The 14,707-nt window shown below is 68.6% G+C and carries 13 protein-coding genes and 1 tRNA gene; 7 read left to right on the top strand and 7 right to left on the bottom strand.

Annotation, left to right across the window (positions count from 1 at the left end):
• The first annotated feature begins 47 nt into the window (after positions 1-47).
• The 6 genes from ACH4FH_RS04300 to ACH4FH_RS04325 all read left to right on the top strand — a co-directional run bounded on the left by ACH4FH_RS04300 (position 48) and on the right by ACH4FH_RS04325 (position 4,770).
• Positions 48-818: a DUF881 domain-containing protein gene (locus tag ACH4FH_RS04300; RefSeq protein WP_398554196.1), complete on the top strand. Its 771-nt coding sequence runs from the start codon at positions 48-50 to the stop codon at positions 816-818.
• A 38-nt stretch (positions 819-856) separates the two neighbouring features.
• Positions 857-1,600: a class E sortase gene (locus tag ACH4FH_RS04305; RefSeq protein WP_398554197.1), complete on the top strand. Its 744-nt coding sequence runs from the start codon at positions 857-859 to the stop codon at positions 1,598-1,600.
• Positions 1,601-1,681: 81 nt separating this feature from the next.
• Complete coding sequence (locus tag ACH4FH_RS04310; RefSeq protein ID WP_393893062.1) at positions 1,682-1,858, top strand: hypothetical protein; 177 nt, start codon at positions 1,682-1,684, stop codon at positions 1,856-1,858.
• Positions 1,855-2,493: an aminodeoxychorismate/anthranilate synthase component II gene (locus ACH4FH_RS04315; protein ID WP_398554198.1), complete on the top strand. Its 639-nt coding sequence runs from the start codon at positions 1,855-1,857 to the stop codon at positions 2,491-2,493. The genes ACH4FH_RS04310 and ACH4FH_RS04315 overlap by 4 nt, the downstream gene beginning before the upstream one ends.
• 44 nt (positions 2,494-2,537) lie before the next feature.
• A complete protein-coding gene (locus tag ACH4FH_RS04320; protein WP_398554199.1) occupies positions 2,538-4,004 on the top strand; it encodes a class E sortase in 1,467 nt (488 codons plus the stop codon).
• Positions 4,005-4,029: 25 nt separating this feature from the next.
• Positions 4,030-4,770: a class E sortase gene (locus tag ACH4FH_RS04325; RefSeq protein ID WP_398554200.1), complete on the top strand. Its 741-nt coding sequence runs from the start codon at positions 4,030-4,032 to the stop codon at positions 4,768-4,770.
• Between the two features lie 142 nt (positions 4,771-4,912).
• Here the strand turns inward: ACH4FH_RS04325 and pknB are convergent, their stop codons facing one another.
• From pknB to ACH4FH_RS04355, 6 genes are all read right to left on the bottom strand, one after another.
• Positions 4,913-6,886 carry a Stk1 family PASTA domain-containing Ser/Thr kinase gene (gene pknB / locus ACH4FH_RS04330; protein ID WP_398554201.1) on the bottom strand — a complete coding sequence of 658 codons (1,974 nt, stop codon included), beginning with the start codon at positions 6,884-6,886 and terminating at the stop codon, positions 4,913-4,915.
• A gap of 146 nt (positions 6,887-7,032) precedes the next feature.
• Positions 7,033-8,502, bottom strand: coding sequence for a peptidoglycan D,D-transpeptidase FtsI family protein (locus ACH4FH_RS04335; protein ID WP_398554202.1), 1,470 nt, complete (start codon positions 8,500-8,502; stop codon positions 7,033-7,035).
• Positions 8,499-9,896, bottom strand: a complete 1,398-nt coding sequence (locus tag ACH4FH_RS04340; protein WP_398554203.1) for an FtsW/RodA/SpoVE family cell cycle protein — start codon at positions 9,894-9,896, stop codon at positions 8,499-8,501. The genes ACH4FH_RS04335 and ACH4FH_RS04340 overlap by 4 nt, the downstream gene beginning before the upstream one ends.
• A gap of 23 nt (positions 9,897-9,919) precedes the next feature.
• Positions 9,920-11,503, bottom strand: a complete 1,584-nt coding sequence (locus ACH4FH_RS04345) for a PP2C family protein-serine/threonine phosphatase (protein ID WP_398554204.1) — start codon at positions 11,501-11,503, stop codon at positions 9,920-9,922.
• A 120-nt stretch (positions 11,504-11,623) separates the two neighbouring features.
• Positions 11,624-12,148: an FHA domain-containing protein gene (locus ACH4FH_RS04350; protein ID WP_398554205.1), complete on the bottom strand. Its 525-nt coding sequence runs from the start codon at positions 12,146-12,148 to the stop codon at positions 11,624-11,626.
• A gap of 10 nt (positions 12,149-12,158) precedes the next feature.
• Entirely contained in the window at positions 12,159-12,992 is an 834-nt protein-coding gene (locus ACH4FH_RS04355) for an FhaA domain-containing protein (protein ID WP_398554206.1), read from the bottom strand.
• Positions 12,993-13,488: 496 nt separating this feature from the next.
• Here ACH4FH_RS04355 and ACH4FH_RS04360 point away from each other — a divergent pair.
• Positions 13,489-13,572: transfer RNA gene (locus ACH4FH_RS04360), tRNA-Leu, on the top strand.
• Positions 13,573-13,986: 414 nt separating this feature from the next.
• Here ACH4FH_RS04360 and ACH4FH_RS04365 read toward each other — a convergent pair.
• Positions 13,987-14,637 (bottom strand): FMN-dependent NADH-azoreductase, encoded by a 651-nt coding sequence (locus ACH4FH_RS04365; protein WP_398554207.1) that lies wholly within the window; start codon positions 14,635-14,637, stop codon positions 13,987-13,989.
• Positions 14,638-14,707 lie beyond the last annotated feature (70 nt).

Raw genomic sequence — 14,707 nt, forward strand, 5'->3', positions numbered from 1 at the left:
GTCCGTTAGCGTAGTGCTTCCGCGGCGTCGTAAGGAGTAAGGGTACGTTGAGCAATTCCGCTGACTCCTCCGGCCGCCCCGCCCGTTTTCGGCTGCGGCCCGTGCGCCTTCTCACACTCACCGTGTTCGCGCTCGCAGGTCTGCTGTTCTGGCTGAGCTTCGACACCGCGCGCGGCACCAATCTGCGCTCGGACGACTCCATGCTGCGGCTGTCCGACCTCATCCAGGAGCGCAGCCACAAGAACGGCGCCCAGGACGACCGTAACGCGGCCCTGCGCGAGGATGTCGACGCGCTCGCGCAGCGCGACAACGGCAGCTCCGAGGCCGATGACGCCAAGCTCAAGGCGCTGGAGGAGAACGCCGGCACCAAGAAGCTCAGCGGCCCCGGCGTCAGCGTCACGCTCACCGACGCCCCGCCGAACGCCACCGCCAAGATCCCCGGTCTGCCCGAACCGCAGCCCAACGACCTGGTCATCCACCAGCAGGACCTGCAGGCCGTCGTGAACGCCCTGTGGCAGGGCGGCGCCAAGGGCATCAAGGTCATGGACCAGCGGCTGATCTCCACCAGCGCGGTGCGCTGCGTCGGCAACACCCTGATCCTCCAGGGCCGGGTGTACTCCCCGCCCTACAAGGTCACCGCCGTCGGCGACCGCGAGGCACTGAACCGCGCGCTGACCGCCTCCCCCGCAATCCAGAACTACCTGCAGTACGTGAACGCCTACGGTCTCGGCTGGAAAGTCGACCAGCACGAAGCGGTGACTCTTCCCGGCTACTCCGGCACAGTGGAGCTCCACTACGCACAGCCTGTGAAGCCGTAACCCGCCCGCCGCGGGACGGCGGGGAGGGGCGGAGCCGCATGACGGTGCGGTGGATCGTCAGGACGTTCAGCGAAATCTGCGTCACCCTCGGCACCCTCATCGTCCTCTTCGTCGCCTACGTGCTCTTCTGGACCGGCGTACGGGCCGACAGCGCCATGGACGGCGAGATCGGCGAGCTGGAGCACCAGTGGGCGGCGGCCGGACCGGTGGCAGGCGGCCCGGAAGGCGGCGGGACCGGCGAAGCGGCCCCCGACGGCACACCGGGGGACACCGCGGACGCCCCCGACAGCCGCCCGCACCGCCCCGTCTACCGGGACGGGCAGTCCTTCGCGGTCATGTACATCCCCCGCTTCGGCGCGGACTGGGCCAAGCCCGTACTCCAGGGCACCGCGGCCGGCACCCTCAAGCGCGGCCTCGGCCACTACGACGGGACCGCGCGGCTCGGCGCCACCGGCAACTTCGCGGTCGCCGGACACCGCAGGACCTACGGGGACCCCTTCAAGGATTTCCCCGAGCTGCGGCCGGGCGACGCCGTCGTGGTGAGCGACGGCACGACGTGGTTCACCTATCGCATGGACAAACGGCCCTACACGACGCTGCCCGGAGACATCGGGGTGATCGATCCGGTACCGCGGAAATCCGGCTACAACGGCCCGGGCCGCTATCTCACGCTGACCACCTGCGAGCCCGAATGGGGCCACAGCCAGCGCCTGATCGCCTGGGCACACCTGGATTCCACCCAACCCGTGGAACAGGGAAGGCCATCGGCTTTGACCGGCTGACCCTCCGGCGCCCGCTCTCTCCCCTTAGTCTGGTGGGGCAATCGTCATCGTCAACGGCATCGGCAAGGGGACAGCGACAGCATGTACGGCTGGATCTGGCGGCATCTGCCGGGCAACACATGGGTGAAGTCGCTGATTTCACTCCTGCTGGTGCTGGCGGTCGTCTACGTGCTTTTCCAGTACGTCTTTCCGTGGGCGGAGCCGCTGCTCCCCTTCAATGACGTCACTGTCGACGAAGGGATGGCAGCCTCCCGATGACCGCACGCATTCTCGTTGTCGACAACTACGACAGCTTCGTCTTCAACCTCGTCCAGTACCTCTACCAACTGGGTGCCGAATGCGAGGTGCTGCGCAACGACGAGGTCGCCCTCAGTCACGCCCAGGACGGCTTCGACGGCGTCCTGCTGTCGCCGGGGCCCGGTACGCCCGAGCAGGCCGGTGTCTGCGTGGACATGGTCCGGCACTGCGCGGACACCGGCGTCCCCGTCTTCGGCGTCTGCCTGGGCATGCAGTCCATGGCGGTCGCCTACGGCGGCGTGGTGGACCGTGCGCCCGAGCTGCTGCACGGCAAGACCTCCCTCGTCACGCACCAGGGCGGTGGCGTCTTCTCCGGCCTGCCCACCCCCTTCACCGCCACCCGCTACCACTCCCTGGCCGTCGAGCGGGACACCGTCCCCGACGAGCTGGTCGTCACCGCATGGACCGAGTCCGGCATCCCCATGGGCCTTCGGCACCGCGAACTCCCGGTGGAGGGTGTGCAGTTCCACCCCGAGTCGGTACTGACGGAGTGGGGGCACAGGATGCTGGCCAACTGGCTGGTGGAATGCGGCGATGAGGGGGCCGTGGAGCGCTCGACGGGGCTTGCCCCGGTGGTTGGCAAGGCCGGCGCGTGACCGCCCTGCGCCCAGAGCGTGAAGGGAGACCCTACGAGCCGTACGTGCCCTCCCAGCAGTACGCGCCACAGGGTCAGCACGAACCACCGGATCCGTACGCGCAACCCGAGGCGTTCGAGGCTGCCGTCGGACAGCTCAGCGACCCGCTGAACGATCCGCTGCCCGGCCGGTCCGCCCCGGCGCAGGCCGCCTCCCACGACCCGTATGCGGAGGCCGCCCAGCCGGTGCGGGAGGCCGCGGAGGTAGGCCAGGAGCCGGCGCGGCAGGGATCACCCTGGTTCCGTCCGCATCTGGAGCCGGAGCAGACCGCCCAGCAGCCTCCTGGGCGTCCGTCCCTCGGGGGAGCGGGGACGCCCGGCCCGCCGGCACCGCGGCGACAGCAGCGCCCCGTGCCCGGGCAGGCCGGCTCCCACCAGGGCTCCCCCTCGGGCTACGAGTCCTACACCGCACCGGCCGAGCCAAGGGCGGAGACGCCCGCCCCATCAGAGACGTACACGCGCCGGAAGCCGTCTGCGCCGACCGCGGCGCCGGCGCCGTCCCCCACCCCGTCGCCGGTATCCGACCAGGCGTGGGACGACGAGACGATGGCGCTGCGACAGGCCGAAAAGCAGGGCGCCGGGCGGGACGCAGACGCTGTTTCACGTGAAACCGATGCCGCGCCCACACCAGGTGGCCGTGCGGCCCGCCGTAAGGCCGCGCAGGAGGCCGCCAAGCGAGGCGGTAAGCACGGTCGCCACGGGGCCGGGGCAGCCGCCGCCGCAGCGGCCGCTGAACGGACGTCGGCAGCGGCCCCGACCTCCCGGCTGGAGGCCCGTCGCGCCGCGCGAGCGGCCAAGGACAGCCCCAGCTTGATCATCAGCCGCGCGGTGGGTGAGGTGTTCATCTCCCTCGGCGTGCTGATGCTGCTGTTCGTCACCTATCAGCTCTGGTGGACGAACGTCCTTGCCGAGCAGGAGGCGGGCGGCGCCGCCAACACCCTCCAGAACGAGTGGGACCACGGCGGCCAGGAGAAGAAGAACCTCGCGGCCGGTGAACGCTTCGCGATCATGTACATCCCGAAGCTGGATGTGAAGGCGCCGGTGGCCGAGGGCATCGACAAGCACACGGTGCTCGACCGCGGCATGGTCGGCCACTACGACAAGAGCAGCGGGATCAAGACGGCGATGCCCTGGGACAAGAAGGGCAACTTCTCGGTGGCGGGCCATCGCAACACCCACGGTGAGCCGTTTCGCTACGTCAACAAGCTCACCAAGGGCGACAAGATCGTCGTGGAGACCAAGACCTCGTACTACACGTACGAGATGGAGAGCATCCTCCCGCAGACCTCACCCGGCAACACCAGCGTGATCGGCCCTGTGCCGCCCGGTTCGGGGTTCACCGGCCCGGGGCGCTACATCACGCTTACGACCTGCACCCCGGAGTTCACCAGTACCTATCGGATGATCGTCTGGGGCAAGATGGTCGAGGAGCGGCCGCGGAGCAAGGGCAAGCCGGATGCGCTCGTCAGCTGAGCGAACGTAAAAAGGGGACTACGCGGTGACTGTCACCGGACACGACGAGGACACCGACCGGTCCCCGTCGTCACCCAAGCCGCGCCGTGTGCGGAGGATCATCGCCTCCGTCGTCAGCGTCATTGGCGAACTATTGATCACGGCCGGACTGATCCTGGGCCTGTTCGTCGTCTACTCGCTGTGGTGGACCAACGTCCTCGCCGACCGTGAGGCGCACGAACAGAGTGATCAGATTCGCCGGCACTGGGCGGACGACAGCCCCAAGGGACCGGGCGACCTGGACACCAAGGACGGCATCGGCTTCCTGCACGTACCGGCGATGAACAGCGGCGAGGTGCTGGTCAGGAAGGGCACCAGCGCCAAGGTCCTCAACGAGGGTGTGGCGGGCTACTACACCAAGCCGGTCAAGTCCGCGCTGCCGAAGGACAAGAAGGGCAACTTCGCGCTGGCCGCGCATCGCGACGGGCACGGCGCGCAGTTCCACAACATCGACAAGCTCAAGAACGGCGACGCGATCGTCTTCGAGACCCAGGACACCTGGTACGTCTACAAGGTCTACTCGACCCTGGCCCAGACCTCGAAGTACAACGTGGACGTTCTCGACGACGTCCCCAAGGAGTCCGGCAAGAGCAAGGCCGGCCGCTACATCACGCTCACGACCTGCACCCCGGTCTATACCTCGACCTACCGCTACGTCGTCTGGGGCGAGCTGGAGCGGACCGAGAAGGTCGACGCGGACCGCACCCCTCCCAAGGAACTGCGCTAGCCGGCCGTCGCCGGCCCGGCGAGCTCCTCCCACGACCGCGTCTGCCGGCCCTCACACCGGCACGACGACCGCACGTACGACAGAGCCCCGGCCGCCCATTGCGGGCCACCGGGGCTCTGTCGTACGTGCGTCGTGCGGAAGGCTAGCTGTCGCCCCCGAACGGTCCGTCGAAGATGCCGCCGTCATCCCCACCGCCGCCACCCAGGGTGGTCAGCGTCACGGTGGTGGTCTTGGGGTCGGACGGGGTCGGCGCGGCCGGGTCCTGCGTGGCCACCCGGGCGTTGTCTTCCTGCGAACTACCGTCGGCGAACTGGATGTTGGTGAAGCCCGCTTGCTGGAGGATCTGCTTCGCGTCCTTCACCTTCTGCCCGACAACGCTCGGGACCGGTGTCTGGGCCCCCGCCTTGCCGACGGTCAGGGTGATCGTCGAGCCCTTCTTGACCTGGGTGTTGGCCCCCGGGTCCATGGCGGTGACCTTGCCGACCTGAGCCGGGTCGGTCACTTCCTGTTCCTGCTTGTTGACCTGGAGGTTTTGGTCCCTCAGCTGCTTCTGCGCCGCCTCGAAGTCCTGTCCGATGACGTCCGGCACCGAGACCTTCGGGGCCGCCTCGGCGATGGACAGGGTGATCGTGGTGTTCTTGGGCTTCTTGGCGCCCGGCTGCGGGTCCTGGTCGGCCACGCGGCCGGGTTCACGCTCGGACACCACGCGCTGGGTCTCGACCTCGAAACCCTTGTCCTCGAGCTCCGACCTGGCCTCGTCCAGGGTCAGACCCTTGACGTTGGGAACGGTGACCTTGACGGCACCCGTGCACATCGTGACGGTGACCGTCTCGTTCTTCTCGATGTCCTCGCCGGACTTCGGTTCCTGCCGGGTGACCTGGCCCTTCTTGGCGTTGTCGCAGGGCTCGCTGCCGCCTTCGACGACCTTGAAGCTGCCGTTGACCCCGCGCTCCTTGGCCTCCTTCAGCGACTTGCCGATGAGGCTCGGCACCGGCACCGTGCCGCCGGTGTTGCCGCCGCTGAACATCGCCTTGCCGATGAAGATCGCACCGACCAGGACGAGTACGGCCGCGAGCACGAGCAGGATCGTCGACAGGTTGCTCTTCTTGCCGCCGCCCCGCCGCCGGTCGCCCCGGTCGTCATAGCCGTAGCCGTCGTTCGGGTTCATCGGCGGCATCATCGAGGTCTGGCCCGCAGGATCCTGCGGACGCAGCATCGTGGTGGGCTGGTCCTGGTCGTAGCCCCCGGCGCCCATGGCGGAGGTCGCGGCGACCGGCTGGCCGTCCAGGGCCGCCTCGATGTCGGCGCGCATCTCGTCCGCCGACTGATAGCGGTAGTCGGGGTCCTTGACCAGCGCCTTGAGGACGATGGCGTCCATCTCCGGCGTGATCTCGGGGTCGAAGTTGCTCGGCTTCTGCGGCTCCTCGCGGACATGCTGATAGGCCACCGCGACCGGCGAGTCACCGACGAAGGGCGGCCGGACCGTGAGCAGCTCGTAGAGCAGACAGCCGGTGGAGTACAGGTCGGAGCGGGCGTCGACCTGCTCGCCCTTGGCCTGCTCGGGCGAGAGGTACTGCGCGGTGCCGATGACCGCCGCGGTCTGCGTCATGGTCATCCCGGAGTCGCCCATGGCGCGGGCGATGCCGAAGTCCATGACCTTGACCTGGCCGGTACGCGTCAGCATGACGTTGGCCGGCTTGATGTCGCGGTGGACGATGCCGGCCCGGTGGGAGTACTCCAGCGCCTGGAGGACGCCGATGGTCATCTCCAGGGAGCGCTCGGGCAGCAGCTTCCGGCCGGAGTGCAGCAGCTCACGCAGCGTGGACCCGTCGACGTACTCCATGACGATGTACGGGATCGAGACCCCGTCGACGTAGTCCTCGCCGGTGTCGTACACCGCGACGATCGACGGATGGTTCAGCGAGGCGGCCGACTGGGCCTCACGGCGGAACCGGGCCTGGAAGGACGGGTCACGGGCGAGGTCCACCCGGAGCGTCTTCACAGCTACGGTGCGGCCCAGGCGGGTGTCATGCGCGAGGTAGACCTCGGCCATCCCACCGCGGCCGAGCACCGAGCCCAGCTCGTACCGGCCGCCGAGGCGACGCGGCTCTTCCATAAGCTTCTCCAGCCCTCTCCGTCAGTCCCGACCGCACCGGTGTGTGGTCCGGCGGTGTGCTGTTCGGGCATACGGTACCCGGCACTCAGCACCGGCTCGGGCCGCAGCCGCAACCTGATATCCGACCGGTATTGGCATGACCCGAGTCACTTCTTGCCTTCGAGTACCGCCTCCATAACGCTCTTGGCGATGGGAGCGGAGAGCTTGCCGCCCGCGATGTCGTCGCGGATCGTGTCGGAACTCTCAATCACGACGGCGACCGCGACGGGCGTGCCCTTGTCGGTCTTCGCGTACGAGATGAACCAGGCGTAGGGGTTGTCCTTGTTGTCCTCGCCGTGCTGCGCGGTACCGGTCTTACCACCGACGGTGACGCCCGCGATCTGGGCGTTGGTTCCCGTGCCGCTCTTGACCACGGTCTCCATCATGTCCTGGACCTTCTGGGCGTTCTCCGGCTTGAGCGGCTCGCTCATCTCCTGCGGAGTGTGCTGCTGGACCACGTTGAGGTTCGGCGCGACCAGCTGCTCGACCATGTACGGCTTCATCAGCTTGCCGCCGTTGGCGACCGCCGAGGCGACCATGGCCATCTGCAGCGGCGTGGCACGGTTGGAGGCCTGACCGATACCGGCCATCGCGTTCTGCGGCCGGTTGTCCGAGGGGTAGATGCTCTCCGCGGCCCGGACCGGAGTGTCGATCTTCGAGTTGTTGAAGCCGAACTTCTCCGCCTCGGCCTTCATCTTCTTGTTGCCGAGGTCGGCGCTGATCTTGCCGAAGACGGTGTTGCAGGACACCCGCAGCGCCTCGCGCAGGCTGGCGTTCTCGCAGGGGATGTTGCCCTCGTTCTTCAGCTCGACGCCCGAGGTGTCGGGGAGCGTGTAGGGCAGCGGCGACTCCGTCTTGGAGTCGGCGTCGGAGTAGAGACCGTTCTCCAGCGCGGCGGAGGCCGTGACGACCTTGAACGTCGAGCCGGGCGGGTAGGTCTGGCGCAGCGCCCGGTTGAGCATCGGCTCGTCCGGGTTGTTCTTCTTCTGCAGACCGTTGTACGCCTCGGCGTCCTTGTCGCTCATGCCGGCGAAGGTCGACGGGTCGTAGGACGGCGTGCTGGCCAGTGCCAGGATCGCGCCGGTCTCCGGGTTGATCGCGGCGACCGCGCCCTTCTTGTTGCCGAGCCCCTCGAAGGCCGCCTTCTGTGCCTTGGCGTCGAGGGTGGTGACGACGTTGCCGCCCTCCTGCTTGCCACCGGTGAGCATGTCGACGGTGCGGCTGAAGAAGAGCTTGTCGTCGGTGCCGGACAGGATGCCGTCGTTGAGCTTCTCCAGCTGGTTGGCGTCGAAGGCCTGCGAGGCGTAGCCGGTGACCGGCGCCCACATGGGGCCGTTCTTGTACGTCCGCTTGTACTTGAAGTCGCCGCTGTCGGTGGTCGTGGAGCCGGTGATGGCCTTGCCGTCGACGATGATGTTGCCGCGCGGCGTGCTGTAGCGCTCGATCGCGACACGCCGGTTGTGGGTGTCGTTCTTGAGCTCGTCGGCCTGGACGAACTGCACCCAGTTGACGCGCACGAGCAGAGCGAGGACGAGCAGGCCGCAGAAGATCGCGACCCGGCGCAGGGGCTTGTTCACGGGCGGACCACCTGAGTCATCTCAGCGTCGGTGGACGGGGCGGGGGCGGGGGCGGGCCGGCGCGCGGTGTCGCTGATGCGGAGCAGGATCCCGACCAGTGCCCAGTTGGCGATCACGGACGAGCCGCCCTGGGCGAGGAACGGCATGGTCATACCGGTCAGCGGAATGAGGCCGGTCACACCGCCGGCGACGACGAAGACCTGCAGCGCGAAGGCGCCGGACAGGCCCACGGCCAGCAGCTTGCCGAACGGGTCACGGGCGGCCAGCGCCGTACGGATCCCGCGCTCGATCAGCAGGCCGTAGAGCAGCAGGATCGCCATCAGGCCGCCGAGGCCGATCTCCTCGCCGACTGTGGCGAGAATGTAGTCACTCTTGGGCGCGATACCACCGATGAGGCGGGAGTAGCCCTGGCCGAGGCCGGAGCCGAGGATGCCGCCGGATCCGAAGGAGTACATCGCCTGTGCGGTCTCGGTGACACCGCCGTTGGCCAGTTCCAGCGGGTTGAGCCAGTTGTGGACTCGCGTCTGGACGTGCGACTCGAAGGTGGCCACCGCGACGGCGCCGCCCGCGCTGAGCAGCAGACCGAAGACGATCCAGCTGGTGCGCTCGGTCGCGACGTACAGCATCACGACGAAGAGGCCGAAGAAGAGCAGCGAGGTACCGAGGTCGGTCTCGAACACCAGGATCATCAGGCTCAGCGCCCAGATGACGATGATCGGGCCGAGGTCGCGGCCGCGCGGCAGATACATGCCCATGAAGCGGCGGCTGGCCAGCGCCAGCGCGTCCCGCTTCACCATCAGGTAGCCCGCGAAGAAGACCGCGATGACGATCTTCGCGAACTCACCGGGCTGGAGCGATCCGACGCCGGGGATGGTGATCCAGATGCGGGCACCGAACTTCGCCGGGAAGAACACCGGCAGGATCAGCAGGACCAGCGCGACGACCATGGAGATGTAGGTGTAGCGCTGCAGGACACGGTGGTCCTTGAGGAAGATCAGCACCCCGAGGAAGAGCGCGACGCCGAGCGTGGACCACATCAGCTGGCCCGGCGCCATCGCCCCGCCGAGCTGGTCGGTGGTGATCTGCGGCTCCTGGTCGAGCCGCCAGATGAAGACCAGGCCGAGGCCGTTGAGCAGGGTGGCGAGGGGCAGCATCAGCGGGTCGGCGTACGGCGCCCACTTGCGGACGACGAGGTGCGTGACGCCCGCGAGGAGGCCGAGGCCGAGGCCGTAGCCGATGACGCCGGCGGGGACCGAGCCGTCCTTGGCCAGACCGACGTTGATGTACGCGAACACCGCGATCAGCACCGCGAAGATGAGCATCGCCAGCTCGGTGTTGCGGCGGCTCGGGGCTCCGATGGTGCCGATGGTGGTGGTGTTGGTGGTACTGCTCATAAGATGTACGGCCCCCTACGCCCTCACTGCTGGGTGCTGCAATTCTTTTCCAGCTTCTGCTGCTCCTCGGAGGGGGCCTGGCTGGTGGTGGGTGTGGGAGTGGGAGTGGCGGTCGGGGACGCCGCGAGTGCGCCCGGCAGCGACGAGGCGCCGGCCTTGGGCTTGTCGCTGGTGTCGCCGGTCTTGCTGTCCGCCGTACCGGCCGTTCCGCCGGCGTGCTTGCCCTTCTCCTGGGCGGCCTTCTTCCGCGCGGCCTCGCGCTCGGCGGCCTCCCGCGCGGCGGCCTCCCGCTGCTCCTTGCTGCGGCAGGCGCCGGCCTGCTTGCCGAGCTCGGTGACCTTCTCGGTCGCCTGGGTCCGGCTGTCGACCGCGATCGTCTCCTTGACCTGGTTCCGCTGGTACAGCGGTAGGTACTTGAGTTCGATCTCGGGGTGATCCTCATCGACGTCGTCGAGGTTGATCCACGCCAGGTCCTGGCTGATACCGCGGTAGAGCGCGACGTGGTCGTCCTTGGCGCCGACGAAGTACTGGGTCTGGGTCCAGCGGTAGCCGGCGTAGAGACCGCCGCCGACGACGGCCAGCGCGAGGGCGATGAACAGCGACCGCTTGAGCCACCTCCCGCGCCCCCGGGGCTTGAGGAAGTCCTCGTCGGTGAACGCGCCGAACGAGCCCTGCGGGGGCCCGCCGACATCGTGCCCGCCGCTTCCGGGCGGCCCGAAGGCGCCTCCGGGCGGCCCCGGGGGGCCATCTCTGCGGCCCAGTTCGGCGGCGCGGGCCGCCGGCGTCTGGAGGGTGCTGGGGTCGCTGAGCTGGTTCTGGTTCTCGGCGACGGCACCCACGATGACGGGAGTGTCGTTGAGCTGGCCGGCCAGCGTGTCAGTGCCGTCGACGTCCAGGACATCGGCGACGATGCAGGTGATGTTGTCGGGTCCGCCGCCGCGCAGCGCGAGCTGGATCAGCTCCTGCACGGTCTCGTGCGGCCCGTGGTAGCCGGCGAGGGTCTCTTCCAGCGTCTGGTGGCTGACGACCCCCGACAGCCCGTCCGAGCAGATCAGGTAGCGGTCGCCGGCCCGCACCTCACGGATGGAGAGGTCGGGCTCGACGTGATCGCCGCTGCCCAGCGCGCGCATCAGCAGCGAACGCTGCGGGTGCGTGGTGGCTTCTTCCTCGGTGATCCGGCCCTCGTCGACGAGCCGCTGCACCCAGGTGTGGTCCTGCGTGATCTGGGTGAGCACACCGTCGCGCAGCAGGTAGGCGCGCGAGTCACCGACATGCACGAGGCCCAGCCGCTGGCCGGTCCACAGCAGGGCGGTCAGGGTGGTGCCCATGCCCTCCAGCTGGGGGTCCTCCTCGACCATGACCCGCAGCTGGTCGTTGGCGCGCTGCACGGCCGTACCCAGGGAGGTGAGGATGTCCGAACCCGGCACGTCGTCGTCCAGCTGGACGAGCGTGGAGATCACCTCGGAGGAGGCGACCTCACCGGCGGCCTGGCCACCCATGCCGTCGGCGATCGCGAGCAGACGCGGACCGGCGTAGCCGGAGTCCTCGTTGCCCTCCCGGATCATTCCCTTGTGCGATCCGGCGGCGAAGCGCAGTGACAGGCTCATGCGCACCTCACCCGTCGGTTCGGGGTACATCCGCACGGTGCCCACCCTCCGGTCGGGAGCACGCTGGGGTCCGCCGGGTGGACCGCCGCGGCTCGCTCGCTCCGCTCGCTCATTGTCGTACTACTTCCGCAGCTCGATGACGGTCTTGCCGATGCGGATCGGGGCTCCCAGCGGAATCGGTGTCGGGGTCGTCAGTCGGGTCCGGTCCAGGTACGTGCCGTTGGTGGAACCGAGGTCCTCGACGATCCACTGGCCGTCACGGTCCGGGTAGATCCTGGCATGCCTGCTGGACGCGTAGTCGTCGTCCAGCACGATCGTGGAGTCGTGCGCACGGCCCAGAGAGATGGTCTGGCCCTGGAGGGCGACGGTAGTGCCCGTCAGCGTGCCCTCGGAGACCACCAGCTTCGTGGGGGCGCCTCGGCGCTGACGGTTGTTGCCGCGGCCGCTTTCCTGGCGGCGCTGCGGTTGCTGCTGCGGCGCAGCCTGACGCTGCGTACGCGGTTCTTGCCCGCGCCGTGCGGCGCCGCGTTGTGTGACACGCGTGCCGAACAGATCGCTGCGGATGACCTGAACGGCCACGATGACGAACAGCCACAGTACGGCGAGGAAACCCAACCGCATGACCGTGAGGGTCAGCTCTGACATTGCCCCCGCTTCACCCTTCGGCTTGCCGGTAAACGATGGTGGTACTGCCCACGACGATCCGTGAGCCGTCGCGGAGATTAGCGCGAGTGGTGTGCTGCCCGTCCACCACGATGCCGTTCGTGGAGCCCAGATCCTGGATCATGGGGGGCGTTCCGACCCGGATCTCACAGTGACGCCGGGAGACTCCCGGGTCGTCGATCCGTACGTCCGCGTCGGTGCTGCGGCCCAGAACGAGCGTCGAGCGCGAGATCTGATGGCGGGTGCCGTTGATCTCGATCCAGCGCCTGGTCTGCGCGTAGGGCTGCGGTCCTGCGCTGGGCGGTGCCGTACGGGGTACGGGCTGCGCGCCGCCGGGAGGCGGGGACGAGGGCATGGGGGGCGGGCCCACGTGACCTCCGCCCGGCTGGCCGCCACGCGGCGCCACGGAGGCGCGCTGGGCGGCGGCTGCCTGGCCCGGTTCCTGGGAGGAGCTGGAGGCGAGGGTGCGGCTGCGCACGCGGTACAGGCCGGTGTCGAGATCGTCGGCCTTCTCCAGGTGCACCTTGACCGTGCCCATGAAGGTGTAGCGCTGCTGCTTGGCGTAGTCGCGGACCATGCCGGAGAGCTCGTCGCCGAGCTGCCCGCTGTAGGGGCTCAGCCGCTCGTAGTCAGGGGTGCTCAGTTCGACGATGAAGTCGTTGGGGACGACCGTGCGGTCGCGGTTCCAGATGGTGGCGTTGTTGTCGCACTCGCGCTGCAGCGCCCCGGCGATCTCCACCGGCTGCACCTCGGACTTGAACACCTTGGCGAAGGTGCCGTTGACGAGACCTTCGAGCCGCTGCTCGAAACGCTTCAGTACTCCCACGGGGCACCTCCTTCCTCAGTCTTCGTCGGGGTCGTCCTGGTACTGCTTACTGATCGTATCCACGCGTGGGGAAATCGGCTGGTTCCCCTTTCCCGCCTGGAGGACGAGTGTCGCCCCTCACAGGGTTGCCCGGTGCTTCCTTCTCCTTGCCCACTGCTTGTGCACTGCGATCGTAGAGGTGCCCCGCAAACAGTGTCCCGCAACCGCCGACCTCTCCTGCCGGGCGGGGGGCCGGAGCCCGCGCGCCCGGTCCGCCGGGAAGGGACGCGCCCCTGGTGGCGGACACCGTGAGTGTGAACCCTGGGGGAGGTGCTCGGCCAAAAGCACGTGATCGGCGGCACGAGGACCGCATGCCGGCTGCGGGGCGGGGACCGGGGGAAAGGCGTGTGAAGGCACCCTCGACAGCGTGCTAATGTTCTGCATGTCGACAGGCGCTCGCACAAGACCCGGACGGAACAGCCCGGATCGCGTGAGAGAATCGATCGGCAACACCCATGCGCGGGTGGCGGAATAGGCAGACGCGCTGGATTCAGGTTCCAGTGCCCGAAAGGGCGTGGGGGTTCAACTCCCCCCTCGCGCACAGATGAGACCCCTGGTCTCCGGAGAAATCCGGAGACCAGGGGTTTTCTCGTTGTGTCCGCAGACTTTGCGTGTCGGGCCGGCGGGCGAGCCCGGCCAGGCCCCGCCGGGCGTCATCGCTGTGGAGAGTTCCGGCTACGAAGGCACCGGTCGTTTGCTGCTGAGGGCTGCGTCACATTTGGAGTGGCGGCTGGTGGTGGCCGACAGCGGCGGGGGTGTGTGAGGCGTCCCATGGTGGGAGTGCGCGGCGCACGGCGCGTGCGGGGCGGACGTCGCGCGGGCCGGGGGCCGACGTTCTCCCAGGAGTCGGCGCCTTCGGGGGGAAGACGCGCGAGCCCCGAGGTCGTGGGACACGGGCATGGCTCCGTGTCCCTTCTCTCCCCGGGGCAGGCGCGGTGAGCCGGCGCTGCGGCCGTCAGGCGGCCAGGCGCGCGACAAGGGCCTTGGCCTTGTTCGTGGCGTCCGCGTGCGCCTTGTCACGGGATGCCTCGAACTTCGGGATGAGCTCGGCCATCGCCGGGTTGTTGGGGGCCATCGTCAGCTCGGGAACGATGAATTCCAGGTCGAACCCGAAGCTGTCGGCCAGCACGGACTGCAGGTAGTTCTGCACGTACTCGAAGTTCTCCCGGGGGGTCCCCGGCGCGTACGAGCCACCGCGGCTGGCGACGACGGTGACCGGGGTGCCCTTGGCGCTCGGCTCGGCGCCGACCGTGCGGCCCATGATGATCACCTGGTCGAGCCATGCCTTGAGCGTCGAAGGAATCGTGAAGTTGTACATCGGCGCGCCGATGACGATCGCGTCCGCCTGCTCCACCTCTTCGGCGAGCTGGGTGCGCAGTGCGAAGGCGGCCTGCTGCTCCGGGGTGTGCGTGGCGGGGTCGGAGAAGGCGGCGGAGGCGCCGGCGCCGTCGAGGTGCGGCACCGGGTCGACTGCCAGGTCGCGGTGGATCACGGTGCCGTCGGGGTGCTGCTCCTCCCAGGTCTTGCGGAAGGCCGCGGTCACCGAGCGAGAGGCGGAGCCGCCCTCGGGGAAGACGGAGGAGTCGATGTGCAGAAGCGTTGCCATGGGATCGGTCCTTCGGTTCGCGGCCGGACGGTGCGGGCACGCTGGTTAATTTCCGTACGTCACTATTCTT

Origin of the sequence: Streptomyces sp. NPDC017993 (genome assembly GCF_044328065.1) — a bacterium.
GTDB lineage: Bacteria > Actinomycetota > Actinomycetes > Streptomycetales > Streptomycetaceae > Streptomyces.

Bases quoted from the DNA above. Each gene is read 5' to 3' on its own strand.
- ACH4FH_RS04305 (WP_398554197.1), top strand. From the start codon at position 857: ATGACGGTGCGGTGGATCGTCAGGACGTTCAGCGAAATCTGCGTCACC.
- ACH4FH_RS04310 (WP_393893062.1), top strand. From the start codon at position 1,682: ATGTACGGCTGGATCTGGCGGCATCTGCCGGGCAACACATGGGTGAAG.
- ACH4FH_RS04315 (WP_398554198.1), top strand. From the start codon at position 1,855: ATGACCGCACGCATTCTCGTTGTCGACAACTACGACAGCTTCGTCTTC.
- pknB (WP_398554201.1), bottom strand. From the start codon at position 6,886: ATGGAAGAGCCGCGTCGCCTCGGCGGCCGGTACGAGCTGGGCTCGGTG.
- ACH4FH_RS04340 (WP_398554203.1), bottom strand. From the start codon at position 9,896: ATGAGCAGTACCACCAACACCACCACCATCGGCACCATCGGAGCCCCG.
- ACH4FH_RS04345 (WP_398554204.1), bottom strand. From the start codon at position 11,503: ATGAGCCTGTCACTGCGCTTCGCCGCCGGATCGCACAAGGGAATGATC.
- ACH4FH_RS04350 (WP_398554205.1), bottom strand. From the start codon at position 12,148: ATGTCAGAGCTGACCCTCACGGTCATGCGGTTGGGTTTCCTCGCCGTA.
- ACH4FH_RS04365 (WP_398554207.1), bottom strand. From the start codon at position 14,637: ATGGCAACGCTTCTGCACATCGACTCCTCCGTCTTCCCCGAGGGCGGC.